Origin of the sequence: Lentzea sp. NPDC051213 (assembly GCF_044455585.1) — a bacterium.
Lineage (GTDB): Bacteria > Actinomycetota > Actinomycetes > Mycobacteriales > Pseudonocardiaceae > Lentzea.
Genome location: NZ_JBITEX010000003.1, coordinates 82,698 through 107,810, shown reverse-complemented (window position 1 = coordinate 107,810; position 25,113 = coordinate 82,698). Strand labels below are relative to the sequence as shown.

The following is a 25,113-nucleotide window of genomic DNA, read 5'->3' as shown; positions in this document are numbered from 1 at the left end:
GCCTAACGCATCTATCGCAAGCGTTTGGGTACTCTGCCCCGCGTGCATCTCAAGAGCCTGACGCTGAAGGGCTTCAAGTCCTTCGCCTCGGCTACCACGCTGCGCTTCGAGCCCGGCATCACCTGTGTGGTCGGCCCCAACGGGTCCGGCAAGTCCAACGTGCTCGACGCGCTGCGCTGGGTGATGGGCACGCAGGGTGCCAAGGACCTGCGCGGCGGCAAGATGGAGGACGTCATCTTCGCCGGCACGTCCGGCCGCGCGCCGCTCGGCCGCGCCGAGGTGACGCTGACGATCGACAACTCCGACGGCATCCTCCCGATCGAGTACACCGAGGTGTCGATCACCCGCCGGATGTTCCGCGAGGGCGCCACCGAGTACGAGATCAACGGCAGTTCCTGCCGTCTCATGGACATCCAGGAGTTGCTTTCGGACTCCGGCATCGGCCGCGAGATGCACGTGATCGTCGGTCAGGGCCAGCTCGCCGCGATCCTCGAGTCCAAACCGGAGGAACGCCGCGCCTTCATCGAAGAGGCCGCGGGAGTCCTCAAGCACCGCAAGCGCAAGGAAAAGGCGCTGCGGAAGCTGGAGGCGATGCAGGCGAACCTGACGCGCCTCACCGACCTCACCGCCGAACTGCGCCGCCAGCTCAAACCGCTCGGCAAGCAGGCCGAGATCGCCCGCCGCGCGCAGGCCGTCCAGTCCGAGCTCCGCGACTCGCGGTTGCGCCTGCTCGCGGACGACCTGGTGACGCAGCGGGAGAACATCGCGCAGGAAGAGCACGACGAGGCGAAGGCCCGCGAGCGCCGCGCCGAGGTCGAGAAGTCGTTGCAGACCGCGCAGTACCAGCAGAACGAGCTGGAGGAGCGCGTCGCGGCCGACTCGCCGAAGCTGCAGGCCGCGCAGGACACCTGGTACCGGCTGTCCGCTTTGGAGGAACGCCTCCGCGGCACCGTGCGCCTGGCCGCCGAACGCGCGCGGCACCTGTCCGCCGACGTGGACGCGCCGAGCCGCGGCCGTGACCCGGACGACCTCGACCGCGAGGCCGAGGAGACCGCCGAGATGGAGCTGGAGCTCCAGGAGGGCGTGACCGAGGCGCGGATCGCGCTGGCGGAGGCCGTCGAGACGCGGGCCGAGCTCGAGCGCATGGTCTCCCAGGCGGAGAAGGCGCACATCGCGGCCGTCCGCGCGATCGCCGACCGGCGCGAGGGGCTCGCCAGGCTCTCCGGTCAGGTGGAAGCGTTGCGCAGCAAGACGAACGCCACCGCCGAGGAGATCGAACGCCTCTCCGTCACGGTCGTCGAAGCGTCCGAACGCGTCGAGTACGCGTCGATGGAGCTGGCCGAGGCACGCGAGATCACCGGCACCGAGGACGAGGACGACCACGGCCTCGACGAACGCCACCGCCAGGCCGTGCAGTCCAACGACGCGGCGAAGCAGCGCGTCGACGAGCTGGTGAAGGCCGAACGCACCGCGGAACGCGACATCGCCTCGTGGCGGGCCCGCGTCGACGCCCTCTCGCTCGGCCTGACCCGCAAGGACGGCGCGGGCGCTCTGCTCGCGTCCGACGTGCCGGGGCTGCTGGGTTCCGTTGCCGCGCTGCTGACCGTGGAGCCGGGTTTCGAGGTGGCGCTCGCCGCCGCGCTGGGCCCGATCGCCGACGCGGTCGCTGTGTCCTCCGGCGAGGGTGCGCTCGCCGCGCTGAAGCTGTTGAAGGAGAAGGACGCCGGCCGGGCCGGCGTCCTGATCGGTTCGCACGGTTCCACTGTGGACACCTCGCAGTGGGGCTACCTCCCGCACGGTGCGCGGTGGGCCATCGACGTCGTGCACGCCCCCGAGGCGTTGCGTCCCGCACTGGCCCGCGCGCTCGATCGCCTTGCGGTGGTTGAGGATCTGGACTCCGCCGCGCGCCTGAACGGCCGCGCTGTGACGCGGGACGGCGACCTCTTCGGCACGGACTGGGCGGTCGGCGGAACGTCCGGCCAGGGCCAGAGCGTGATCGAGGTCCAGGCTGCCGTCGACGAGGCGCAGGAGGCGCTGGCGACGGCGGAACGCGCGCTGGAGCACGCCTCGGCCGCGTTGGAAGGTGCCCGCGCCGAGCAGCAGTCCCGCCGCACCGTGCTCGACGCGGTCAAGGACGCCATGCAGGAGGCCAAGGTCCGCCAGGCCCGCTCCGGCGAGCGGCTGAACCGGATGGTCGCGGCCGTGCGGTCGGCGGAGGCCGAGGTCAACCGCATCACCGAGCAGCGCGCCAAGGTCGAGCGGTCCCGCGAGGAAGCCCTGATGAAGCTGGGCGAACTCGAAGAGCGGCTGCTGATGGCCGAGGAGGAGCAGACCCTCGACGACGAGCCGGACACCGAGCAGCGCGACGCGCTGGCCGCCGAGCTCGCGCAGGCCCGTCAGGGCGAGATGGACGCCCGGCTCGTGCAGCGCACGGCCGAGGAGCGCGCACGTGCGTTGCAGGGCAAGGCAGACGGACTGCGCCGGGCCGCGCGCGCCGAGCGTGAGGCCCGCGAACGCCACGCCCGCGCCACCGCCCACCGTGCGCGTGGCGCCGTGGTGGCCAAGGCCGTCGTCGCCGGTGGCGAGAGCGCCCTGGAGCGCATCGAGATCTCGCTCGCCCGCGCCGCCCGCGAGCGCGACCTGGCCCAGGAACGCCGTTCGCAGCACGAACTCCTGCTCACCCAGGTGCGCAACGTGGTCCGCGAGATGTCCGGCGAGCTGGAGAAGCTGGTCGACGCCGTGCACCGCGACGAGGTGCTGCGCGCCGAGCAGCGCCTGCGCATCGAGCAGCTCGAAACCAAGATCGCCGAGGACTTCGGCATCGGCCTCGACGACCTGGTCGCCGAGTACGGCCCGGACTGCCTCGTCCCGGCGTCGGCCGGGGAGATGGCGGAGTACGAGGCCGCCAAGGAACGGGGCGAGCCGGTCTCCGAACCGCAGCCGATGCCGTACGACCGCGACACCCAGGCCCGCCGCGCCAAGCGCGCCGAGCGCGACCTGTCGTTGCTGGGCAAGGTGAACCCGCTCGCGCTGGAGGAGTTCGCCGCGCTGGAGGAGCGCTACAAGTTCCTCTCGACGCAGCTCGAGGACATCAAGGACACCCGCCGCGACCTGCTGACGGTCGTGAAGGAGGTCGACGACAAGATCCTCGAGGTCTTCACGTCGGCCTACGAGGACGTGGCGCGCGAGTTCGAGATCGTGTTCAAGGTCCTGTTCCCCGGCGGCGAGGGCCGCCTGGTGCTGACCGAGCCGGGGGACATGCTGACCACCGGCATCGAGCTGGAGGCCCGCCCGCCCGGCAAGAAGGTCAAGCGCCTGTCGCTGCTCTCCGGTGGCGAGAAGTCGCTGGCCGCGGTCGCGATGCTGGTGGCGATCTTCCGCGCCCGCCCCTCACCGTTCTACGTGATGGACGAGGTCGAGGCGGCGCTGGACGACACGAACCTGCACCGGCTCATCGGCCTGTTCGAGCAGCTGCGGGAACGGTCGCAGCTGCTGATCATCACGCACCAGAAGCCGACCATGGAGATCGCGGACGCGTTGTACGGCGTCTCGATGCGGGGTGACGGCATCTCGCAGGTGATCTCGCAGCGGCTGCGGACCCGTGGTGACGAGCCGGCGCCTGCCGCACCCGCGCTGACTGCCGAGCCTGCGGTGACCGCCGAACCTTCAGCGGAACCTGCAGTGGAACCGTCAGTGGAACCTTCACCCGAATTGGCGGAAGTCGAAGCCTCAGAAGGCTGAGATGAGGGCGGTCGGAGCGGTGCCTGGGGGGCTAAGACCAACTCCGACCGCGGCCTCTATCGAACGGGCTGCGCCGGTGCGGTGACCTTCCTCCAGGGGAGGGAGGTCCCCCAAACCACCGCTCGGACGCAGCCCGGGCACCTGCCGGGGTGAGATCCCCCAGAATCAACCTCACCACTTCAGGTGCGCACGGACCACTCTGCCGCACGCACCTTGTGAAAACCTTGTATCCCCAGGTCAGGCCTGGCGTGCGTCCAGCGCCGCCGCCTGCTCGGGCGTCGGCGCGGTGCCACCGAGGTGCACGGGTGCCCACCAGGCACCCTTCTCGTTGGGGTAGCCGGCCTGGGCGATGTCCAGGAGGTCCTGCATCCGCTGGCGCAGCAACGTGTCGCCGGAGTCGCCGGGCAGGGCCTCGAACGGCTCGCCGATGAGGATGGTGATCGGCACGTGCCGCTGGGTCAGGTTCTTCGGACGGCCCTTGGTCCACAGTCGCTGGGTTCCCCACAACGCGACCGGGATGATCGGCACGCCCGCCTCGTGCGCCAGCCGGTTCGCGCCGGACTTGATGTCCTTGACCGTGAACGAGCGGCTGATGGTGGCCTCGGGGAAGATCCCGACGACCTCGCCATCGCGGAGCGCGGACAGTGCCTGCTGGTAGGAGGCCTGGCCCGCGCTCCGATCGACGGGGATGTGGTGCATGCCGCGCATCAGCGGGCCTGCGATCTTGTTCGTGAAGATCTCGTGCTTCGCCATGAACCGCGTGAGGCGTCCGGAGGGACGCGCACCGAAGCCAGCGAAGATGAAGTCGAGGTAGCTGACGTGGTTGGACGCCAGCACGGCTCCACCCGTACGCGGGACGTTGTGCGCCCCTTCGACGGTGAGCCGCAGGTCCAGCACCCGGAACATGAGCTTTGCTGCGGCAATCACCGGGGGATACACACGATCCGACATGCCTCCGAACGGTAGCCGGAAAAGCTACTGCCCGGTAGCGGCCCTTTCGTTGTCTCGGATGACCCTCGGCACACCCGCCAGATCCTCGTCGTTGCAGAGCAGCTTGAGGTCGTAGTACGGGTTGCCCTTGGTGTCGTCGTAGTCGAGATGAACTGCGATGACGTCCACGGGTTCGCCCAGCCAGTCCTGTGTCTGCCGCAGCCACGCCGCGGCACGTTCCAAGGCAGTGGGCAGATCATCGTCTCGGAATTCGACCGGCCGGTACGGAACGCCCTGGACACCGTCCCGGTTGTTCGTCGGCAAGGGCAGGTCGACGGCCACCCCGGATTCGCTGAGATCGAGTTGGATCGTTTCCTCACTCACTGTAGAAGAGTCCCCCACCCTCACCTGGCCTGCAAGCCCGAATCTGGGTGTCGCACCGGCGACCGCCCGCGACGGCGAGCGGGCATACCAGCGCCGGAGTGCTGCCAGGTGTGAGCGTTGTCTCCTCGCGGGTGGACAACTCGCGGAGATGGTTGCGCGCGCACAAACCACCAGGTCGGGGCGGGTGCACCGGTGCCTCCACCACCCACGATGTGGTCTCCGGGAAAACTCCCTCGCTTCGAACGGCCGTGCGAGCAACCATTCCTTCTATGTACGACATCCGTTTCGCCGAACCTGGCGACCTCGGCGCCACGATGGCGCTGCTGGTCCGGCTCCAGGCCGACAAGGCGCACCACATCGGGTACCTCGGTGAGACAGTCGAAGAGCTCCGCGCGGAGCTCGCCGAGTTCGAGCCCAGCTGGGCCGATTGCACGGTGGTCGCCGTCGATGCCGACGACAACATCACCGGCATGCTCAGCGTGGAGATCGACGCGGAGCTGGGCCGCGCGTGGCTGCACGGGCCGTTCGTCGACGTACCTGTCAACCACCCGGCCGGCAGCCGCATCTGGGACCAGAACGCCGACGCGATGTTCCGGCGCGCCACCGAGCTCCTCACCGGCATCACCGACCTCGAGCTGTACGGGCACACCGCCCACCGGCGGCTGGCGGCGTTCGCCGAGCGCCACAAGTTCAGCGCCGGCAAGGCCAGTGCCATCCACATACTCGACAACGGGGAGTTGCGCACGTTGCTGCTGAGGGACGCGAAGTGCCCCAGCGAGCGCGAGATGCGCGTGCTCCCGACCGATCCGCACGTGCACGAGGCCGTGGCCGTGCTGCACGAGCGATGTTTCCCGCGGACCTATCTGTCCGGCAAGCAACTCGTCGAATCCAAACCGGAGAACCGCACCGTCGTCGTCGCGATGGACGGTGAGCGCGTCATCGGGTACGCCGCGGGCAAAGCGCAACCCGAGGAGTACTACATCGACTTCGTGGCCGTGGAACCCGATGTCCGCGGTCAGGGCGCGGGCGCTGCCCTCGTCACCGAACTGCTGTGGAAACTCGCGGCGGAACACGGTGCACGACCGCAGGCCGCCGCGTCGATCCACTCAGGCAACGACTCGTCGCAGAGGATGTTCGCCCGGCTAGGCTTCCGTCTTCACATCGAGCTCGTCGCGTACCGGCACACCGCGTGAGTGCCGCAGTGACAACAACCCACCCACCAGCAAGGTGACCGCCACCCCCAGGGGCGTGTTCCACCAGCCGGTCAACGACTTCAGCTCCGCTGTCGCCCTGCCGAAGTTGATCGTCGGTGTGCTGCCGGCGAACTTGACCCCGAGAATCACGAAACCGACGACCAGCACCGTCGACACGAACGCGATGATCGCGTCCACCTGCGTGACGCGCTTGAAGATGAGGCCGAGGAGGAAGGCCCCGAGCAGCGCACCGTAGGTGTAGCCGGCGATGCCCAGCGCCTGCACCACGATCGGGTCCGCGGTGGTCTTGTTCGAGGAGGCGAACAGACCGGCGCACACGATCAGCAGACCGGCCCACACCAGGGTCCAGATCCGGCCGTGGCGCAGGCGTTCGTCGTCGGTCATCGGGGTCTTGCGGATGCGTTCGTAGACGTCGGTGACCGTGCTGGAAGCCAAGGCGCCCAACGACGACGACAACGCGGCCGCGAGGATGCCGGCGATCACGAAGCCGGACAGGCCCGACGGCAGCGAGTCGACGATGAAGTGCCCGAACAGCTCGTCCTTGTTGCCGAGCTCGAGCCCCTTCACCGGGTCGGCGCCGTTGTAGAACGCCCAGAGCATCACGCCGATGAACAGGAAGAACGCGAACTGCAGGAACACCACGAAACCGGACGCGATCAACGCCTTCTGGGCCGACTTCACGTCCCGCGTGGCCATGAGCCGTTGCACGATCAGCTGATCCGCGCCGTGCGAGGCCATCGAGAGCAGCGCACCGCCGAAGAACGCGGCGATGAACGGGTAGGCGCCCGTCAGCGGTGACGAGGTGAAGTCGAAGATCTGGAACTTGCTGACGTCGGTGGCCTTCGAGAGCCAGCCGTCCGGCAGTTCGCCGGCCAGGAACCAGATCACCACGACGCCGCCGAGGACGTACCAGAGCATCTGGATGGCGTCGACCCACACGACCGCGCGCACGCCGCCGAAGAAGCTGTAGAACACCATCGCGATGCCGAGCGCCAGGATGATCGTCCAGTACGAGGCGTCGATCCCGTACTCGCGCAGCACCAGCTTGATCGGGATGGCGGTGGCGAAGAGCCGGATGCCGTCCGCGAGCAGCCGGGTGAAGAGGAACGTCACGGACGCCGTGGCGCGCATGCCGTCGCCGTACCGCTTGCCCAGGAACGCGTACGCCGTGACGAGATCACCGGCGATGTAGCGCGGCAGCAGCACGAAGCTGACGATGATCCGGCCGACGATGTACCCGAGCGCGAGCGTCAGGTACGTCATGCCGCCCTGCGCGGGCGTGGCCATGTAGGCGATCACCGGCACGCTCAGCACGGTGAGCGTCGACGTCTCCGCGGACACGACCGACAGGCAGACGACCCACCACGAGATGCGCTTCTCGCTGACGAAGTAGTCGGTGGACGACTTCTGCCTGCCGCCGATCCAGATGCCGAGCAACGGCATGCCGACGAGGAACAGGGCGATGATCGCGAGATCTAGTCCGCGCATTTCGGCTCCCCCACTATCAGCTTCGTCATGGCGGTGGTGACGGGCTCCGGCAGCCTCAGCGGCCCGTTGCCGGGCGTGATGCTGCCGAGCAGCCGCGGGCCGGACGCACCGGTCGCGGACGGCGTGTTGCTCGTGATCCCGTGCCACGTCAGGAATCCGAGCAGTGCCGCGAGGTAGGCCTCCTTGCCGTCGCGCGGCAGGCCCACCGAGTCGCTGATCTTCAACGGGATCGGGTCGAGCGCCTTCGTGAGCGACTCGACGAGCACCGGGTTGCGCATGCCGCCACCGGAGGCGACGACGGCGCTCGCGTCGTGCGCGCGGCAGGCGTCCGCGATGGTGCGGGCGGTCAGCTCCACGAGTGTGCGCAGCATGTCCTCGGCCGGCACGGTCGGGAACCCTTGCAGGTACTCGGCGTTGAAGTGCTCCTTGCCCGTCGACTTGGGCCACGGCTTCGCGTAGTACCGGTCCGCGAGGAGCTTCTTGAGGATGTCTTCCCGGACGGTGCCTCTGCGTGCGAACTCACCGTTGGTGTCCTGGCGTCTCTGGCCGTTGGACAGGACTTCCATGACGGCGTCCATCAGCGCGTTGCCGGGCCCGGTGTCGTAGGCGATCGGCGGCGTTCCCGGCCGCACGACGGTGATGTTCGCGATGCCGCCGATGTTCAGCGCGATCGCGGGGGTGTGGCCGACCATGCCGTTGAGCCACAGCGCGTCGAGCGTGCTCGCCAGCGGGGCTCCCTGACCGCCTGCGGCCACGTCCCTGACCCGCAGGTCGGCGATCACCGGCACACCGGTCCGTTCCGCGATCCACGCGGGCTGCCCGAGCTGCAGCGTGCCGAGGCAGTCGCCGTCCTGCACCTCGTGGTGCACGGTCTGGCCGAGCGAGCAGATCAGGTCCGCCGGCAGGTATCCGGCGGCGACTTCGCCGAAAGCCTGCCCGAGCGACGTGTCGAAGGCGCACACTTCGGCGAGGTCCCGTGGTTTCTCGAGCAGATCCTTCGGGAAGGGGTGCTCGGCGTGCTGCACCGGCACGAGTTCGACGACGTCGCCGCAGATCGACAGGTCGGCGACGGCGACGTCGATGCCGTCCATCGACGTGCCGGAAATCAGTCCGATCACCCTCACGACGTGTGGTCTATTCCACACTGTGGTCGGACGCAAGTGCTTTGGTGAAATCTTCGCCTAAATGAGCAATAGATGGTTGGCAGGTCACATGACGGCCTGTGAAACCATGAGCCCGTGCCGACCTCTTCCCTTGTCCTGATCCTGGTCGTCGTGGCGATCGTGCTGATCGCCGCGCTGGTGACCGGTGTGGTGCTGACGCGTCGCCGTCGCATCAGCCTCACCCAGAAGGAGGAGGCGCCGAAGCCCGGCGGCTACGAGGCCACCTCGGGCATCTCGCTGGCACCGGCCAAACCCGTTGAGGCCGTCGAGCACCCGGTCGCCGAACGGACCGAGGTCGACGGCCAGCCGGGTGTCGGTGACGACGCCGCGGTGCCGCGCGACTCGGTGAAGCGCGGGTTCGTCGAGGTCGACCTGCCGGAAGAGGCGTCCGAGGTCGAGGAGATCGAACCGACGGCCGGCCGCCTGGAACGCCTGCGGGGCAAGCTGTCCAAGTCGCGCAACGCGTTCGGCTCCTCGCTGCTGGGCCTGCTGGGCGCAGGCGACCTGGACGAGGACTCGTGGCAGGACGTCGAGGACACGCTGCTGATTGCCGACCTCGGCGCGGCCACCACCAACGAGATCGTGGAGACGCTGCGCGCGAAGATCGCGTCCTCCGCCGTCCGCACCGAGGCAGAGGCGCAGGCGCTGGTCCGTTCGGTGCTGGTGTCCGCATTGGACCCGTCGATGGACCGCGCCCTGAAGGCCCTGCCGCACGCCGGCAAGCCCGCAGTGCTCTTGGTCGTAGGCGTGAACGGCGTCGGCAAGACGACGACTACGGGCAAGCTCGCGCGTGTGCTCGTGGCCGACGGACGCACCGTGCTGCTGGGCGCGGCGGACACATTCCGCGCGGCAGCGGCCGACCAGCTGGAGACCTGGGGCAAGCGCGTGGGCGCGGAGACCGTGCGCGGACCTGAGGGCGGCGACCCGGCGTCTGTGGCCTTCGAGGCGGTCAAGCGCGGGGTGGACACCGGGGTCGACACGGTGCTCATCGACACCGCCGGCCGCCTGCACACCAAGAAGGGCCTGATGGACGAGCTCGGCAAGGTCAAGCGCGTCGTCGAGAAGCAGGCCGTGGTGGACGAGGTCCTGCTCGTGCTGGACGCCACGACCGGTCAGAACGGGCTCACGCAGGCGCGGGTGTTCGCCGAGCAGGTCGACATCACCGGGATCGTGCTCACCAAGCTGGACGGCACGGCCAAGGGCGGCATCGTGTTCCAGGTGCAGCGCGAGCTCGGGGTGCCGGTGAAGCTCGTCGGGCTTGGCGAGGGTGCTGATCACCTGGCGCCGTTCGAGCCTGGCGCGTTCGTCGACGCCCTGCTTGGTTAGACGCTGCTCGGCTGATCTTGTCGGACCCCCTGAGTACGTTGAGATGTAGGGGTTCCCGGCTCGGGGGTACCCCTGCGCAAGCACGTTCAGGCAGTCACGGCCTGATCCGCCAGCCTCTTCGCCACCGCAAGCACTTCAGGCAGGATCCGGGCGACCGCGTCCTTGGTGAGGCGGCCTTCCGGCCCCGACACCGACACGGCCGCGAGCGTCGGTCCACCGATCACCGGTACGGCGATGCACCGGACCCCGAGCTCCTGTTCGGACTCGTCCAGCGCGAACCCGCGCTCGGCGATCTCGTCCAGCGAGTCGAGCAGCTCGGCCGCGTCGGTGATCGTGTTCGACGTGTACGCGGGCAGTCCGGTGCGCTCCAGCAGCGACCGGACCTCCTCGCGCGGCAACTGCGACAGCATCGCCTTGCCGACGCCGGTCCCGTGCGGCAGCAGCCGGCGGCCGACCTCGGTGAACATGCGCATCGAGTGCTTCGACGGCACCTGCGCGACGTAGACGACCTCGTCGCCGTCCAGCACCGCGAGGTTCGCGGTCTCCTCGACCGAGTCGACGAGTTGTGACAGGAACGGGCGGGCCCAGGTGCCGTACTGGCGCGACGCGGTCTCGCCGAGACGGATCAGTCGTGAGCCGAGGGTGTAGCGCCGGTTGCTGTTCTGGCGCACATAGCCCAGCGTGACAAGTGTGCGGATGAGCCGGTGGATCGTCGGGAGCGGCAGGCCGGAGGACGCGGCGAGCTCGGAAAGGGAGGCTTCGCCGCCTGCGTCGGCCAGGCGTTCCAGCAGGTCGAAGGCTCTTTGTAGGGACTGCACGCCACCTGTTGACACGTGCGGCTCCTCTCATTGCAGTTCCGCAATGCAAAAACTATAGTCCACACAGCAAAACCGAGAGAGGTGGATCCAGGTGCAGGTCCTCAGCGAAGAGGCTCTTGAGTTCGTGGCGAAGCTGCACGAGGCGCACGCCGCCCGCCGGGACGAGCTGCTCGCCCTGAGGAAGGAGCGCCGGCCTCTCGGGTTCCTCCCGGAGACGCAGGACGTGCGCGACGGCGAGTGGCAGGTGGCGCAGGCGCCGGAGGCACTCCGGGACCGTCGCGTCGAGATCACCGGGCCCACCGAGCGCAAGATGACGATCAACGCGCTGAACTCCGGGGCCAAGGTGTGGCTCGCGGACCTCGAGGACGCGAACACCCCGCACTGGGACAACGTGGTGCAGGGTCAGGTCAACCTCTACGAGGCGGCGCGCGGGACGATCGAGTTCACGTCGCCGGAGGGCAAGCACTACGCGCTCAAGGGCGGGCCGTACCCGACGATCGTCGTCCGGCCGCGTGGCTGGCACCTCGACGAGCGGAACCTTGAGTTCGGCGGCCGCAAGGCGGTCGGCGCGCTGGTCGACTTCGGGCTGCACTTCTTCCACAACGCCGAACTCGGCGTGCCTTACTACTACCTGCCGAAGATGGAGTCCCACCTCGAAGCACGGCTGTGGAACGACGTCTTCACGACGGCGCAGAAGCTCAAGGGCGTGCCGCACGGCACGATCCGGGCGACGGTGCTGATCGAGACGATCCCGGCCGCGTTCCAGATGGAGGAGATCCTCTACGAACTGCGCGACCACGCGTCGGGGCTCAACGCGGGACGGTGGGACTACCTGTTCAGCGTCATCAAGTACTTCCGGGACGCCGGCGCGGACTTCGTGCTGCCGGACCGCAACAGCGTGACGATGACGGCGCCGTTCATGCGCGCGTACACCGAACTTCTGGTGAAGACCTGCCACAAGCGCGGGGCGTTCGCGATGGGCGGCATGGCGGCGTTCATCCCGAACCGGCGCGACCCGGAGGTCACCGAGAACGCGCTGCGCAAGGTGCGTGAGGACAAGACGCGCGAGGCGACGGACGGGTTCGACGGGTCGTGGGTGGCGCACCCGGACCTGGTGCCGGTGTGCCGCGAGATCTTCGACGGCGTCCTCGGGGACAGGCCGAACCAGATCGACAAGCAGCGGCCGGAGGTGAGCGTGACGGCCGGGCAGTTGCTGGACTTCAAGTCGGCGGGTGGCGCGGCCACGCGTGCCGGGCTGGAGAGCGCGGTCGACGTCGGCGTGCGGTACATCGCCTCGTGGCTGGGCGGCAACGGTGCGGCGGCGATCCACAACCTGATGGAGGACGCGGCCACCGCGGAGATCTCGCGTTCGCAGATCTGGCAGTGGATCAACAACAAGGTCGTGCTGGACGACGGCACGCAGGTCACGCCGGACGCCGTGCGCGAGGTCCTCGGCCGCGTCGGCGGCGAACTGGAGGGTCCGCACGTCGCTGCGGCCGTCGAGTTGTTCGAGCAGGTCGCGCTGTCCGAGGACTTCGTCGACTTCCTGACGCTGCCGGCGTACGAGCGCATCTGATGTACGAGACATCGCTGTCACCCGACGACATCGCGCGGGTGACCGCGCGGTTGTCCACTGTGGAACGCAGCTGGCCGGCGGGGCGTCAGCCCGTGCACACGTGCTACGTGCCCGCCGGTCGCATCATCGCGACGACGATCGAGGACTGGGGCCGTGAGGCGCTCGAGTCGATCGAACCGGAACTTCTCCCGGAACTGCCGGAGGGCGTGCTCGACCGGGTCGAGGCGAAGCTGCGGCGCGAGCCGATCGAGGACCTGCGGATCGACTTCGAGGACGGCTACGGCGCGCCGGAGGACGACGTCGAGGACATGGACGCCGAGAGCACGGCGAATCTCGTGTCCAGGTGGCTGGCGGCCGGCACGGCGCCGCCGTCGTTCGGATTGCGGATCAAGTCGTTCGACACCAAGGCGTTGCGCGAGCGCGGCCTGCGCACGCTGGACATCTTCCTGACAGCATTGGGAGAGGTTCCGCCAGGTTTTGTGATCACTTTCCCGAAGGTGACATCAGTCGACCAGGTCGAGGTGTTCGGCGAGGTCCTCGACCTCTTCGGGAAGGATCTGCGGTTCGAGATCCAGGTCGAGACGACGCAGTCCATTGTGGATGGCGAGGGCAGGCTGGCGATCCCGCGGTTCATCGAGGCGGGCCGCGGCCGGGTGACAGGTCTGCACTTCGGCACTTACGACTACACGGCGGGCTGCGGGTTGTCCGCGGCACAGCAGCACCTGGCGCACGGCGCGTGTGACTTCGCGCGGCACGTCATGCAGGTTTCCGCTGCTGGGACCGGGGTCCGGCTGTCCGACGGCTCCACCAACGTGCTTCCGGTCGGAGATCAGAAGCAGCTCGGCTGGGACACGCACTACCGGCTCACGCGACGATCACTCGAACACGGGTTCTACCAGGGTTGGGATCTGCACCCCGTCCAGCTGGTCACCCGCTATGCGGCCGTTTACGCCTTCTACCGCGAGGGTCTGGACGCGGACGCCAGCCGCCTGAAGTCCTATGTGCAACGCGTCTCAGGAGGCGTGCTGGACGAACCGGCGACCGCCCAGGCGTTGTCATCGTTCTTCCTCCGAGCGGTGGACTGCGGTGCACTCGATCCGGTGGAAGTGCAGGTGGCAACAGGTCTGGACGAGTCAGCACTCCGGGGGCTCGCGACCCGTTCGGGCTGACCGGGTCATCACCCGTTCGTGTGGTTCTGTCAATGGGTCTCGAATGTTCCCGGCAATGGGTGCAGGGTGGCACGCATGAGCATGCGTGCTGGCCTGTGGACCGGGCTGCCCGACCTCGATGCGGCGGAGCACAAGTACCAGGTCGTCGCGTGCGAAGCGGATGTGGACACGCTGATCGGCCTGCTCGGCAGGCCCGCGTGCAACGACGGGTCGCTCGACCACTTCGGCAGGCCGCTCACCTCCGACGGCGATCCCGATCACAACGTCGTGCTCGCCGTGCGGGGCGAGTGGGGCTACATGTACTACGTCGACAACACCTTCATGGGGTGGCCGAAAGGTTCGCCGGAAGCGCCGTACGTCAACGAGAAGTACACCGACTTCCCGCCCGGTGTCGGCGTTCCGCTCGACCTGTACCGGCAGTTGCTCGTCGAGTTCATGAAGTCTGGCGAACGCCCGACAGGAGTGGACTGGTACTGCGAGGCAGATCTCTTCCACTCGTGGCGCGACCAGCAGATGGCCTTGCGGTCAACGGAAAACCGGTGACCTCGGTCTCGTTCGGGTAACAACGAGAGCACGTCGATCGTTGTGCCATCCGTGGCTACTGCTGTGGTGATCGGTGCGGGCGTTGCGGGCCTGTTGACCGCGAAGGCGTTGGAGGACAAGTACAGCCGGGTGATCGTCGTGGAACGCGACAGATTGCCGGCGGAGCCGGAGTACCGCTCCGGTGTTCCTCAGGGAAGGCACGCGCACGGTTTGTTGCTGCGCGGTGCCCAGATCATGGAGGACTTCTTCCCCGGCCTGCGTGACTCGCTGATCGACGCCGGGGCCCAGCTCATGGACGCCGGCGAGGCCCGCGTCCTCACCCCGCACGGCTGGGCCGCGCAGGGCGAGACCGGCCTGCCGATGCTGTCCGTCAGCCGCCCGTTCCTGGAGACCGCGATCCGCCACCGCGTCTCCGCGGAATTCGTTGACAACACAAATGTTCTCGGCCTGCGCTTCAACGGCTCCACTGTGGACGGCGTGCGCGTGCGTCGCAAGGACACCGGCGCGGACGAGGTCATCGAGGCCGACCTGGTCGTGCTGGCCGCCGGCCGCACCGCGAAGCTGCCCGAGTGGCTCGCCGCCGCGGGGGTCGAGGTGCCGGAGCCCGTTTCCGTCGATTCGCGGACAGGTTATGCGACGCGCCTCTACGCGTTGCCGCACAACGACAAGATCGCCATCGGTCAGATGATCAGCGCGCCCGTCCAGCGCCGTGGCTGCTCCGCCACCCGCATCGAGGGCGGCAAGCTGCTGGTCACTCTGCAAGGTGCGGACGGTGATCACCCGTCGAACGACCCCGAGCAGTTCATGGCCTTCGCGCGCTCGCTGGACGTCGGCCTGGCCGATGTCCTCGAAGGCCTCGAGCCGCTGACGCCGATCTACCTCTACGCGCGGACCGCGTCTTCGATGCGCGCCTACGAGAAGGTCTCGAACTGGCCCGCCGGGCTGATCGCCGTGGGCGACGCCGTCGTGACGCTGAACCCGCTGTACGGCCAGGGCATGACGATCGCCGCACTGGAGGCCGAGCTGCTGAGCAAGCACACCGACTTCTCCGCCGAAGGCGTGCGGGCGTTCCAGGCAGCGCTGGCCAAGGTCGCCGCCGGGCCGTTCGGCATGTCCGCGGGCGCCGACGCGCAGTGGGCACCGGACTTCAAGCCGGGCCTGATGAACAAGCTCATGGTGCGCTGGCAGGTCGCGCTCACCCAGGACGTCGACATGGTGCGCCGGTTCCTCAGCGTCATGCACCTGCAGGCACCGCCGACGTCGCTGCTCAGCCCTTCCGCGCTGTGGAAGCTGAGAGGCGCGAAGGTCAACGCCTGAGTTCGGGTTCAATGGGCCTATGAAGGCCTTGGTGATCGGTGGGGGAATCGCCGGCTTGTTGGCGGCTCGGGTGCTGACCGAGTCGTTCGACGACGTCGTGATCCTGGAACGGGACAAGCTGTCGGACGAGCCCGAGTACCGGGCGGGCGTGCCGCAGGGCAGGCACACGCACGGCCTGCTGGTGCGGGGCGGCGAGCTGATGGAGGAACTGTTCCCCGGCCTGCGCGACGAACTCGTGCAGGCCGGCGCGGTGCTGGCCGACGCGGGGGACATGAAGATCCTCAACCCGCTCGGCTGGCTGGCCACGACGCGCATCGGCCTGCCACTGCTGTCGTTGAGCCGCCCGCTCCTGGAGACCCACATCCGCCGGCGCGTCACCGCCAAGATCGTGGACGTTGTGCACATCACCGGGCTGTCGTTCCGTGGCGGTGACGTCGACGGAGTGATCACGCGCGACGGCAGGATCGACGCGGACCTGGTCGTCGACGCGTCCGGCCGGTCGTCGAAGGTGCCTGGCTGGCTCGCCGAGGCGGGGATCACGACACCGGAACCCGAGGTGGTCGACTCCGGTACCGGGTACGCGACCCGGATCTACACCGCGCCGAAGGACTTTCCCGTGGTGTACGCCGAAAGCCTGTCGGCTCCGGACATCTCGCGCGGTGTCGCGGTGATGCGGATCGAGGGTGATCGGCTGATGGTCAGCGCGCAGGGTGCGGTCGGCGATCACGCGCCGCGGGATCCCGACGGTTACCAGGAGTACCTCGACTCGCTTCGGGTGCCGATCTCGGAGTTGCTCGCCGAGGCCGAACCGCTCACGCCCGTCTACCTGTTCGCCCGCACGGCCAGTCGCCGCAACGCCTTCGAGGCCACCGCGAACTGGCCGGGCGGGCTGGTGGCGGTGGGAGACGCGGTGTGCGCGTTCAACCCCGTGTACGGGCAGGGCATCACCGTCGCGACGATGGAAGCCCTGTTGTTCCGGCAGCACAACGACTTCAGCGCCAAGGGCTGCCGGGCGTTCCAGCGCAAGGTCGCGAAGACCGCGCAGGGACCGTGGGCGATGTCCAGCAATGCCGACCGCAGCTGGGTGGAGACCAAACGCGGCGGCCTGCTCGGCTGGTACATCAACAAGTGGCAGGCCGGGATCGTGCACGACCCCGACCTGTTCCGCCGCTTCGTCCGGGTCGTGCACATGGTCGCCTCGCCGGCGAGCCTGCTCAACCCGGTGGTGTTCAGAAGGCTGGCAAAGTACTCCAGGCAAGCCCGGCGTCAGGAGCGTCGTCCCGCAGGATCGACCCCTCGATGAGGCCGTACGGACGGTCCGCGGCGTAGAAGACCTCGTTGTCGTTCTCCAGGCCGAACGCACTGAGGTCCACCAGGAAGTGGTGCTTGTTCGGCATGGAGAGCCGCACCTCGGCGACCTCGGACCGGGCCTGCAGCACGGCCTCGCCCATCGCGTAGAGGGTCTGCTGCAACGACAGGGAGTGCTTGTCCGCGAACGTCTTCAGCAGGATCGAGCGGATCTCCGTGAACGACTTCGCCCAGTCCACATCAGTGCCGACGTAGCGCCAGCGGGCGGTCACCGACGTCGCGAGGATGCGGTCGGTGACCTCCTTCAGCGTCGTGTACGGGTCCTTCGGGTAGCCGTGGAACTCGGAGCCGGTCGACTTCAGCACCACGAGGTCGCGTACGCCCGACACGACCCACGCCTGCGAGCCCTCGATCGTCACGGCGGTCGTGCGCTTCTCGTTCGAGCCCTGGACGAACGAGTGGTCGTTGGCCTCGATCCGCTCCCAGCAGTGCTCGTCGATCAGGATGCGCGCACCCGTGATCGCCTCCTGCGTGCCGACGAAGTGCCGGCCCAGGCGCAGCGCGAACTCCTCGATCTCGCCTACCGGGGTTTCCTTCGCGAACGCGTAGACCGTGTTCTTCTGCGTGTCAGTGGCGAGCACCTTGGCGTTGTCACCGGTCAGGTGCGTGTCGGCGAGGTCTCCCCGCAGCGACGTGCTGACCGTCAGGTCCTTGATCGTGTGCACGGAACCGTTGCGCGACACCGTGACGAGGCGGTTCTCCGCCTTGCCGTACTGGTTGGGGCCCAAGACGATGGCCATGTTGTTCAGCTCCCGATCAGCTTCTGCAGCCGCAAGGCGGCGATCTTCGCGAGTTCGTCGTTGACGACGCGGAGCTCGACGTCCGGCGGGTTGTCCATCCTGCCCGACAGGTTGCCGAGCATCTCCGCACCGCTCAGGCCGGTCGCGCACACCAGGTAGATGTGCCCGAACCGATCCTCGTACGCGGCGTTCGCAGCCGCCAGGCGATCAGCCTGGGAGCTGTCCACACCGGACTGTTCGGTCCGCGACCACTTCGCTGACACCCCACCTGTCTTCTGTCGTTCGCCGATGCGCGGGTGCCCGGCGATCGCGCCGAGCACCTCCTCGTCGGAAAGTCCTTGTGCGGCAACCGAAGAAGCCGCGAGGAGTGCATCCATCGACGCGTACGGCCTGCCCGCCACTATCGCGTCGACCCAGCGGGGTACCGCGAGGCACTCGGTGAGCAGAGGTCGCAGTTCGGCCTCCGGGGCGGCGTTGAAGCTCTCCACGGCTCTCCAAGTTTCTGTATCGCGGAATCTAGATTCCACATTCTTGACCGCAGCCAAGTGAGATGTCTAGTGTCTCCGTAGAGCGAAATTCAACTTCCGCAATGTGGAAGGACAGGCCAGAAGATGTTCGACGCAAACCTCTCCATGCTCTTCACCGAGCTGCCGTTGCTGGAGCGCCCGGCCGCGGCGCGGGCCGCCGGGTTCGACGCGGTCGAGATCTGGTGGCCGTTCGCGGAGGCCGTACCCGAGACGCGCGAGATCGAGGCGTTCGAGAGCGCGATCCACGACGCGGGCGTGCGCCTGGTCGGCCTCAACTTCTTCGCGGGCGACATGCCGGCGGGTGACCGCGGGCTCACCTCGTGGCCCGGCCGGGAGACCGAGTTCCGGACGAACGTCGAGGTCACCGTCGCCATCGCGGCCCGCCTCGGCTGCCGCACGCTCAACGCACTGCACGGCAACTTCGAGACCTCCGCGCAGACCATCTCGAACTACCGCTTCGCCGCCGACGTGGCTGCCGAGGCCGGCGCGCAGCTGGTCATCGAGCCCCTCAGCGGCGCGCCCAAGTACCCGATCAAGACCGCCCAACAGGCGTTCGACGTCATCGACCAGGTCGACCGCGGCAACGTGAAGCTGCTGGCCGACCTGTACCACCTCGCCACGAACGGCGACGACCTCGACACCCTCGCCGACCACGTCGACCTCATCGGTCACGTGCAGATCGCCGACGCTCCCGGACGCGGTGAGCCCGGCACCGGCGAGCTCGACATCTTCGGGCACCTCGCGAAGCTGCGAGCCAACGGCTACACGGGCTTCGTGGGCGCCGAGTACAAGCCCGTCACCCACTCCTTCGCTTGGAGGGATCAAGCATGACCAGGATCGGTTTCATCGGACTCGGCATCATGGGCAGCCCGATGGCGGCCCACCTCGTAGCCGCCGGGCACGACGTGACGGGCTTCGACCTCAGCTCCGCCTCGCTCGAGAAGCTGGTGGAGCAGGGCGGGACGGCCGCGAGGACCGCCCAGGACGCAGTCACCGGCGCCGAGGTCGTCATCACGATGCTGCCGAACCACCCGCAGGTGGAGGAGGTCGTCAACAGCATCACGTTCGACGACGGGACCCTGCTGATCGACATGAGCACGATCCGGCCGTCGACCTCGATCGAGATCGCGAAGAAGCTGTCGCACGTCCGCGTGCTCGACGCGCCGGTCAGCGGTGGCCAGACCGGTGCGGTGCAGGCGTCGCTGAGCATCATGGTCGGCGGTGAGGAGAAGGACTTCGCGGCGGCCAGGCCGTTCCTGGAGGTCGTCGGCAAGACGATCGTGCACGTCGGGCCGCACGGCGCCGGCCAGGTGGTGAAGGCCGCGAACCAGCTGATGGTCGGCGGTATCTACGCCCTGGTCGCCGAGTCGATCGTGCTGCTGGAGGCGTCCGGCGTCGACCCGAAGGCGGGCCTGGACGTGCTCGCGGGCGGCCTCGCGGCGAACCGGATCCTCGACCTCAAGCGCGAGAGCATGATCGCGCGCGAGTTCCAGCCCGGCTTCCGGATCGATCTGCACCACAAGGACATGGGCATCGCACTGGACGCGGCACGCGCCGCCGACGTCGCGCTGCCGGTCACCAACCTCATCGCCGCTCTGGTCGCGGCGGGACGCGCGCAGGGTTACGGGTCGCTCGACCACTCCGCGCTGCTCAAGGTCATCGAGAACTTCGCGGGAAGGGCCTGATATGCCGAAGATCCCAGTCATGCAGGCCGTCGTCGAGGTCCTGAAGTCCGAGGGCATCGACACCGTGTTCGGCTGCCCCGGCGCCGCGATCCTGCCGCTGTACAAGGCGATGGAGGAAGACGGCGGCATCGAGCACCTCATCGTGCGGCACGAGGAGGGCGCCACGCACATGGCCGACGGCTGGTCGCGCACGACCGGCAACGTCGGTGTCGCGATCGGCACCTCCGGCCCGGCCGGCACGAACATGATCACCGGCCTGTACACCGCACAGGCCGACTCCGTGCCGATCCTGTGCATCACCGGCCAGGCGGCGGTGTCGAAGCTGCACCAGGAGGCGTTCCAGGCCGTCGACATCGTCTCGATCGCCGCTCCCGTCACGAAGTGGGCGGTGCAGGTCAAGGAAGCCGCGCAGATGCCGTGGATCTTCCGCGAGGCGTTCCGGATCGCCCGCTCCGGCCGGCCGGGTCCGGTGCTGATCGACCTGCCGATCGACGTGCAGAAGCAGGAGATCGAGTGGGACTCCTCGATCGACGAACCGCTGCCGGTGATCAAAAGCGCGCCCTCCGACGCACGGGTGGAACGGGCGCTGGAGATGCTGCTGGCCGCCGAACGCCCACTGCTGCTGGCCGGTGGCGGTGTCATCCTCGGCGAGGCGTCCGCCGAGCTGCTGGACCTGGCTGAGTTCCTGCAGATCCCGATCCAGGCCACGTTGATGGGCAAGGGCGCCATCGACGAGGACCACCCGCTCTACGCGGGCATGACCGGCATCCAGACCTCGCAGCGCTACGGCAACGCGTCGTTCCTGGAGAGCGATCTGGTGCTGGCGCTCGGCGCGCGGTTCGGCGACCGGCACACCGGTGACCTCGCGACCTACCGCGGTGACCGGAAGTTCATCCACGTCGACGTCGAACCGACCCAGATCGGCAAGGTCTTCGGGCCGGATCTCGGGATCGTGGCCGACACGAAGGTGTTCCTGCAGGCGTTGCTCGAGAAGGCTCGTTCACGGGGCCCGCGCGCGGCGGGCGAGTGGGTCGACCGCTGCCAGGAGCTGAAGCGGACCCTGTTGCGGCACGAGGACTTCGACACCGTGCCGGTCAAGGCGCCGCGGGTGTTCAAGGAGATCAACGACTTCTACGGCCCGGACACCTACTTCGTCACGGCCATCGGGCTCTACCAGATCTGGTCAGGCCAGCACCAGAAGGCGCACAAGCCGCGGCACTACCAGGTCTGCGGCCAGGCAGGCCCGCTCGGCTGGGAGATCCCGGCGGCGATCGGCGTGAAGAAGGCCCAGCCGGACGCCGAGGTCGTGGGCATCGTCGGCGACTACTCGTTCCAGTTCCTGGTCGAGGAGCTCGCGGTCGGCGCGCAGTACGACGTGCCGTTCGTGCTGATCATGCTGAACAACGAGTACCTCGGCCTGATCCGGATGGCGGAGGACCACGGTGGCTACGACATGAAGTACGAGGTCGACATCCACTACGACACCACCGGCTCGGACAACGTGAAGATCATGGAGGCCTACGGCTGCTCCGGCATCCGGGTGGCCGATCCCGGCGAGATCCGCAGCTCGCTGGAGTGGGCGCGCAAGGAGGCCGACCGCACCTCGCGGCCGGTGCTCGTCGAGATCATGATCGAGCGCGAGGGCAACACCGCGAACGGCACGTCCATCGCCGCCATGCGCGAGTACGAGCCCCTCCCGTGAGTTGTTCGAGCGCACGCGGGGAGCTTTCGTGCACTTGGAGCGCACGAAGGGGCCCCGCGTGAGGAAAAACAGGCCCGTGATCATCGCGCCGGACAAGTTCAAGGGCTCGCTCACCGCCCCGCAGGTCGCCACCGCCGTCGCGCGCGGCCTGCGGGAGGCGGCCCCGGACGTGGACGTGCGCCTCCTCCCGGTGGCCGACGGCGGCGACGGCACCGTCGACGCCGCCGTCGCCGCCGGGTTCATGAGGGTGGGCCGCTGGGTCACCGGGCCCGTCGGCAAACCCGTTCCCGCGTCGTTCGCGGTGCGGGGCACGACCGCCGTGGTCGAGGTGGCCGCGGCGGCCGGGCTCACGTTGCTGGAGAAGCCCGCGCCTCTCGAAGCGACGAGTCACGGCGTCGGCGAGCTGCTGAAGGCCGCGCTGGACCTCGGCTGCACGACGATCGTGCTCGGCCTGGGCGGCAGCGCGTGCACGGACGGCGGCGCCGGGATGCTGGAGGCGCTGGGCAAGGCGTCGTTCGACGGCGTCGACCTGGTGCTGGCCTCGGACGTCGACAACCCGCTGCTCGGGCCCTCTGGCGCGGCGGCGGTCTACGGGCCGCAGAAGGGCGCCTCACCCGACCAGGTGGAGATCCTCGAAGCGCGCCTCGAAGCCTTCGCGGCCCGCGTGGGTCTCGAGTACGCGGAACGGCCAGGAGCCGGTGCGGCCGGCGGGATCGGGTTCGCGGCCTTGGCGGTGCTGGGCGCCAGGTTCCGGCCAGGCATCGAGGTGGTGCTGGAGCTGGTCGGGTTCGCCGAGGCCGTCGCCCAGGCGAGTCTGGTGATCACCGGCGAAGGGTCGCTGGACGCGCAGACCCGTCACGGCAAGGCGCCGTTCGGGGTGGTCAAGGCCTCGGGTGACGTGCCGGTGGTCGCGGTGGCGGGGCAGTGCTCGGTCGCGCCGGGCGACCTGGGGTTGAAGGCCGCCTACGCGCTGTTGGACGTCGAACCTGACGTCACCAGGTGCATGGCTCAGGCAGAGTCCCTGCTGGGAGAGCTCGGCGGTCGCATAGCGCGGGACTGGGTGTCAGAGTGAGCGGCATGGACCTGGTCTTCCGCGCCCGCAGGGTCATCACCCCGCAGGGCGAGATCGCGTGCGATGTCGGGGTGGTAGACGGCCGGATCGTGGCCGTCGAGCCGCATCTCGACTCGCCGAACGTCGTGCACCTCGCGGACGACGAGGTGCTGTTGCCTGGCCTGGTCGACACGCACGTGCACGTGAACGACCCCGGCCGCAGCGAGTGGGAGGGCTTCGAGACCGCCACTCGAGCCGCCGCTGCCGGTGGTGTCACCACGATCATCGACATGCCGCTCAACAGCATCCCGCCGACGGTCGAGGTGGCGGCGCTGGAGATCAAGCGCAAGGCCGCGGCGGTGGTGTCGGTGGACGTCGGGTTCTGGGGCGGCATCGTCCCCGGCAACCTGGCCGACCTCAAGCCGCTGCACGAGGCGGGCGTCTTCGGCTTCAAGTGCTTCCTGCTGCACTCCGGCGTGGACGAGTTCCCGGCGGTGAGCACCACGGAACTCGAAGCGGCACTGAGGGAACTGGCGACGCTCGACGCGTTGACGATCGTGCACGCCGAGGACGCGCACACGGTCCGCGACTCCGAGCCGGACTACGCGGGATTCCTCGCGTCACGGCCGCGCGAGGCAGAGAACCGGGCGATCAGCGACGTCGTGGAGCTGACCCGCAAGACCGGTGCCCGCACGCACATCCTGCACCTCTCGTCGTCGGACGCGCTCTCGATCCTCGAGGCAGCCAAACGGGAGAGCCTGCACATCAGCGCGGAAACCTGCCCGCACTACCTCACGTTCACCGCCGAGGAGATCCACGACGGGCAGACGGAGTTCAAGTGCTGCCCGCCGATCCGTGAGGAGTCGAACCGCGAGGCGCTGTGGCAGGGGCTGCGCGACGGCATCATCGACCTGGTCGTCAGCGACCACTCGCCGAGCACGGTCGAGCTGAAGGCGGGCGACTTCGCCACGGCGTGGGGCGGCATCGCGTCGTTGCAACTCGGCCTGCCCGCGGTGTGGACGGGGGCACGCGCACGCGGCTTCCAGCTCACCGACGTCGTCCGCTGGATGGCGGCGCATCCGGCGCGCCAGGTCGGGTTGACGTCGAAGGGCGCCATCGAACCCGGCAAGGACGCGGATCTCGTGGTGTTCGCACCGGACGAGACCTTCGTGGTGGACAAGAACGCGCTCCACCACCGCAACCCCGTCACGCCGTACCACGGCCGTGAGCTGAACGGCGTCGTGCGCCAGACGTGGTTGCGTGGCAAGGAAATCAGCCAGACGCAAGGCAAGTTGCTACGTAGAGGAGAAGCATGACGGAGTGGACCCGGCTGCCCGATCTCGCCTCGCGCGCGGTCGGGGGTGGTGTGGTGTGGGCGAACGACGAGCTGTTCGCCGAGCGGGAGAACCTGATCAAGCCCGCCGAGCCGGTCTACCAGACCTACACCTTCGGCCACAAAGGACAGATCTACGACGGCTGGGAGACCAGGCGCCGACGTGAGGCCGGGGTCGACCAGGCGGTGATCCGGCTCGGCATGCCCGGCACCGTGCGCGGGGTCGTCGTCGACACGGCGTTCTTCAAGGGCAACTACCCGCCGTTCTGCTGGGTAGAGGGTGCCCAGGTCGACGGCTACCCGGCCGCCGGCGAGATCACCGAGTGGTTCCCGCTGGTCGAACGCTCCGCGCTGAAGGGCGACGAGAAGCACTACTTCGACGTCAGCGAAGGTCGTCGCGTCACGCACGTCCGCCTCACCATGGACCCGGACGGCGGCATCGCCAGGCTGCGCGTGCACGGCGAGCCGATCGCCGATCCGCGGCTGCTCGTGGGAGGCATCGATCTCGCGGCGCTCGAGAACGGCGCGGTGGTCACCGGCTGCAGCAACATGTTCTACAGCTCGCCCAACAACCTCATCGCCCCCGGCCAGGCCACGGTCATGGGCGAGGGCTGGGAGACCGCGCGCCGGCGCGACGACGGCAACGACTGGGTGTCACTGCGGCTCGCCGCGCCCGGTGTCGTGCGGCTGGTCGAGCTCGACACGAGCCACTTCAAGGGCAACGCGCCGGGCTGGGCGTCCGTCAGCGCGTGCGACGAACGCACGGACCCCGAGGCGTGGTTCGACCTGCTGCCGCGCACCCGGCTGCAGCCCGACACGCGGCACCGGTTCGTGGTGGACAGCGCAGAGGCGACTCAGGTGCGGCTCGACATCTATCCGGACGGAGGCATGGCACGCCTCCGAATCATCGGTACCCCTACGAGTGATGGCCTAACACACCTTCAGGAGATGTGGGCCAAAACGACTAACTGAGGGTGGTTGTCCGACCACGGTCTGATTCTTCTCCCTACCTCAGTTGGTTGTCTGCGTCACACGGAT

General features: G+C 68.5%; 21 protein-coding genes. 14 read left to right on the top strand and 7 right to left on the bottom strand.

Annotation, left to right across the window (positions count from 1 at the left end):
• Window positions 1-42 precede the first annotated feature (42 nt).
• Window positions 43-3,741 (top strand): chromosome segregation protein SMC, encoded by a 3,699-nt coding sequence (gene smc / locus ACIA8G_RS13955; RefSeq protein WP_396418810.1) that lies wholly within the window; start codon window positions 43-45, stop codon window positions 3,739-3,741.
• Window positions 3,742-3,978: 237 nt separating this feature from the next.
• On the opposite strand, the gene ACIA8G_RS13950 is transcribed toward smc, so the two are convergent.
• Together ACIA8G_RS13950 and ACIA8G_RS13945 are read right to left on the bottom strand one after the other, a co-directional pair.
• Window positions 3,979-4,692 (bottom strand): lysophospholipid acyltransferase family protein, encoded by a 714-nt coding sequence (locus tag ACIA8G_RS13950; protein WP_396418809.1) that lies wholly within the window; start codon window positions 4,690-4,692, stop codon window positions 3,979-3,981.
• Window positions 4,693-4,716: 24 nt separating this feature from the next.
• Window positions 4,717-5,055, bottom strand: a complete 339-nt coding sequence (locus tag ACIA8G_RS13945) for a hypothetical protein (RefSeq protein ID WP_319970212.1) — start codon at window positions 5,053-5,055, stop codon at window positions 4,717-4,719.
• Between the two features lie 269 nt (window positions 5,056-5,324).
• Here ACIA8G_RS13945 and ACIA8G_RS13940 point away from each other — a divergent pair, with 269 nt between their 5' ends.
• Window positions 5,325-6,248, top strand: a complete 924-nt coding sequence (locus ACIA8G_RS13940; RefSeq protein ID WP_396418808.1) for a GNAT family N-acetyltransferase — start codon at window positions 5,325-5,327, stop codon at window positions 6,246-6,248.
• Here ACIA8G_RS13940 and ACIA8G_RS13935 read toward each other — a convergent pair.
• Both ACIA8G_RS13935 and ACIA8G_RS13930 read right to left on the bottom strand, forming a co-directional pair.
• Window positions 6,198-7,757 carry a sodium:solute symporter gene (locus ACIA8G_RS13935; RefSeq protein ID WP_396418807.1) on the bottom strand — a complete coding sequence of 520 codons (1,560 nt, stop codon included), beginning with the start codon at window positions 7,755-7,757 and terminating at the stop codon, window positions 6,198-6,200. The genes ACIA8G_RS13940 and ACIA8G_RS13935 overlap by 51 nt on opposite strands.
• Complete coding sequence (locus ACIA8G_RS13930) at window positions 7,745-8,875, bottom strand: anhydro-N-acetylmuramic acid kinase (protein ID WP_396419656.1); 1,131 nt, start codon at window positions 8,873-8,875, stop codon at window positions 7,745-7,747. The genes ACIA8G_RS13935 and ACIA8G_RS13930 overlap by 13 nt, the downstream gene beginning before the upstream one ends.
• Before the next feature lie 120 nt (window positions 8,876-8,995).
• Here ACIA8G_RS13930 and ftsY point away from each other — a divergent pair, with 120 nt between their 5' ends.
• Entirely contained in the window at window positions 8,996-10,246 is a 1,251-nt protein-coding gene (gene ftsY, locus ACIA8G_RS13925) for a signal recognition particle-docking protein FtsY (RefSeq protein WP_396418806.1), read from the top strand.
• Window positions 10,247-10,332: 86 nt separating this feature from the next.
• Here the strand turns inward: ftsY and ACIA8G_RS13920 are convergent, their stop codons facing one another.
• Window positions 10,333-11,064 (bottom strand): IclR family transcriptional regulator, encoded by a 732-nt coding sequence (locus ACIA8G_RS13920; RefSeq protein ID WP_396418805.1) that lies wholly within the window; start codon window positions 11,062-11,064, stop codon window positions 10,333-10,335.
• Window positions 11,065-11,155: 91 nt separating this feature from the next.
• On the opposite strand from ACIA8G_RS13920, the gene aceB reads away from it, so the two are divergent.
• The 5 genes from aceB (at window position 11,156) to ACIA8G_RS13895 (ending at window position 16,972) form a co-directional block, all read left to right on the top strand.
• Window positions 11,156-12,640 (top strand): malate synthase A, encoded by a 1,485-nt coding sequence (aceB, locus tag ACIA8G_RS13915; RefSeq protein WP_396418804.1) that lies wholly within the window; start codon window positions 11,156-11,158, stop codon window positions 12,638-12,640.
• Entirely contained in the window at window positions 12,640-13,809 is a 1,170-nt protein-coding gene (locus ACIA8G_RS13910; RefSeq protein ID WP_396418803.1) for a DUF6986 family protein, read from the top strand. The genes aceB and ACIA8G_RS13910 overlap by 1 nt, the downstream gene beginning before the upstream one ends.
• 75 nt (window positions 13,810-13,884) lie before the next feature.
• Window positions 13,885-14,352, top strand: a complete 468-nt coding sequence (locus ACIA8G_RS13905; RefSeq protein ID WP_396418802.1) for an Imm1 family immunity protein — start codon at window positions 13,885-13,887, stop codon at window positions 14,350-14,352.
• A 51-nt stretch (window positions 14,353-14,403) separates the two neighbouring features.
• A complete protein-coding gene (locus ACIA8G_RS13900) occupies window positions 14,404-15,669 on the top strand; it encodes an NAD(P)/FAD-dependent oxidoreductase (RefSeq protein ID WP_396418801.1) in 1,266 nt (421 codons plus the stop codon).
• Window positions 15,670-15,688: 19 nt separating this feature from the next.
• Window positions 15,689-16,972 (top strand): FAD-dependent oxidoreductase, encoded by a 1,284-nt coding sequence (locus ACIA8G_RS13895; protein ID WP_396418800.1) that lies wholly within the window; start codon window positions 15,689-15,691, stop codon window positions 16,970-16,972.
• Here ACIA8G_RS13895 and pucL read toward each other — a convergent pair.
• On the bottom strand, window positions 16,899-17,777 hold the full coding sequence (gene pucL / locus ACIA8G_RS13890) for a factor-independent urate hydroxylase (protein WP_396418799.1): 879 nt from the start codon (window positions 17,775-17,777) through the stop codon (window positions 16,899-16,901). The genes ACIA8G_RS13895 and pucL overlap by 74 nt on opposite strands.
• Window positions 17,778-17,782: 5 nt before the next feature.
• Complete coding sequence (uraD, locus tag ACIA8G_RS13885; RefSeq protein WP_396418798.1) at window positions 17,783-18,304, bottom strand: 2-oxo-4-hydroxy-4-carboxy-5-ureidoimidazoline decarboxylase; 522 nt, start codon at window positions 18,302-18,304, stop codon at window positions 17,783-17,785.
• An 84-nt stretch (window positions 18,305-18,388) separates the two neighbouring features.
• On the opposite strand from uraD, the gene ACIA8G_RS13880 reads away from it, so the two are divergent.
• Genes ACIA8G_RS13880 through alc form a run of 6 tightly spaced genes read left to right on the top strand, consistent with a single transcriptional unit; the run spans window position 18,389 to window position 25,047 of the window.
• The gene (locus tag ACIA8G_RS13880; RefSeq protein ID WP_396418797.1) at window positions 18,389-19,135 is read left to right on the top strand and encodes a hydroxypyruvate isomerase family protein; all 747 of its coding nucleotides are present in this window, start codon (window positions 18,389-18,391) and stop codon (window positions 19,133-19,135) included.
• Window positions 19,132-19,989, top strand: a complete 858-nt coding sequence (locus ACIA8G_RS13875; RefSeq protein WP_396418796.1) for an NAD(P)-dependent oxidoreductase — start codon at window positions 19,132-19,134, stop codon at window positions 19,987-19,989. Before ACIA8G_RS13880 ends, ACIA8G_RS13875 begins: the two co-directional genes overlap by 4 nt.
• A 1-nt stretch (window position 19,990) precedes the next feature.
• Window positions 19,991-21,691, top strand: coding sequence for a glyoxylate carboligase (gene gcl, locus ACIA8G_RS13870; RefSeq protein WP_396418795.1), 1,701 nt, complete (start codon window positions 19,991-19,993; stop codon window positions 21,689-21,691).
• Window positions 21,692-21,749: 58 nt separating this feature from the next.
• On the top strand, window positions 21,750-22,763 hold the full coding sequence (locus tag ACIA8G_RS13865; RefSeq protein ID WP_396418794.1) for a glycerate kinase: 1,014 nt from the start codon (window positions 21,750-21,752) through the stop codon (window positions 22,761-22,763).
• A 5-nt stretch (window positions 22,764-22,768) separates the two neighbouring features.
• Window positions 22,769-24,058 (top strand): allantoinase AllB, encoded by a 1,290-nt coding sequence (gene allB, locus ACIA8G_RS13860; RefSeq protein WP_396418793.1) that lies wholly within the window; start codon window positions 22,769-22,771, stop codon window positions 24,056-24,058.
• A complete protein-coding gene (alc, locus tag ACIA8G_RS13855) occupies window positions 24,055-25,047 on the top strand; it encodes an allantoicase (RefSeq protein ID WP_396418792.1) in 993 nt (330 codons plus the stop codon). Before allB ends, alc begins: the two co-directional genes overlap by 4 nt.
• The last annotated feature ends 66 nt before the right edge of the window (window positions 25,048-25,113 follow it).

What these genes read in the sequence shown, in the direction of transcription:
- ACIA8G_RS13950 (WP_396418809.1), bottom strand. Translation starts at nt 4,692, where the DNA reads ATGTCGGATCGTGTGTATCCCCCGGTGATTGCCGCAGCAAAGCTCATG.
- ACIA8G_RS13940 (WP_396418808.1), top strand. Translation starts at nt 5,325, where the DNA reads ATGTACGACATCCGTTTCGCCGAACCTGGCGACCTCGGCGCCACGATG.
- ACIA8G_RS13935 (WP_396418807.1), bottom strand. Translation starts at nt 7,757, where the DNA reads ATGCGCGGACTAGATCTCGCGATCATCGCCCTGTTCCTCGTCGGCATG.
- ACIA8G_RS13910 (WP_396418803.1), top strand. Translation starts at nt 12,640, where the DNA reads ATGTACGAGACATCGCTGTCACCCGACGACATCGCGCGGGTGACCGCG.
- ACIA8G_RS13905 (WP_396418802.1), top strand. Translation starts at nt 13,885, where the DNA reads ATGAGCATGCGTGCTGGCCTGTGGACCGGGCTGCCCGACCTCGATGCG.
- ACIA8G_RS13895 (WP_396418800.1), top strand. Translation starts at nt 15,689, where the DNA reads ATGAAGGCCTTGGTGATCGGTGGGGGAATCGCCGGCTTGTTGGCGGCT.
- pucL (WP_396418799.1), bottom strand. Translation starts at nt 17,777, where the DNA reads ATGGCCATCGTCTTGGGCCCCAACCAGTACGGCAAGGCGGAGAACCGC.
- ACIA8G_RS13880 (WP_396418797.1), top strand. Translation starts at nt 18,389, where the DNA reads ATGTTCGACGCAAACCTCTCCATGCTCTTCACCGAGCTGCCGTTGCTG.
- ACIA8G_RS13875 (WP_396418796.1), top strand. Translation starts at nt 19,132, where the DNA reads ATGACCAGGATCGGTTTCATCGGACTCGGCATCATGGGCAGCCCGATG.
- gcl (WP_396418795.1), top strand. Translation starts at nt 19,991, where the DNA reads ATGCCGAAGATCCCAGTCATGCAGGCCGTCGTCGAGGTCCTGAAGTCC.
- allB (WP_396418793.1), top strand. Translation starts at nt 22,769, where the DNA reads ATGGACCTGGTCTTCCGCGCCCGCAGGGTCATCACCCCGCAGGGCGAG.
- alc (WP_396418792.1), top strand. Translation starts at nt 24,055, where the DNA reads ATGACGGAGTGGACCCGGCTGCCCGATCTCGCCTCGCGCGCGGTCGGG.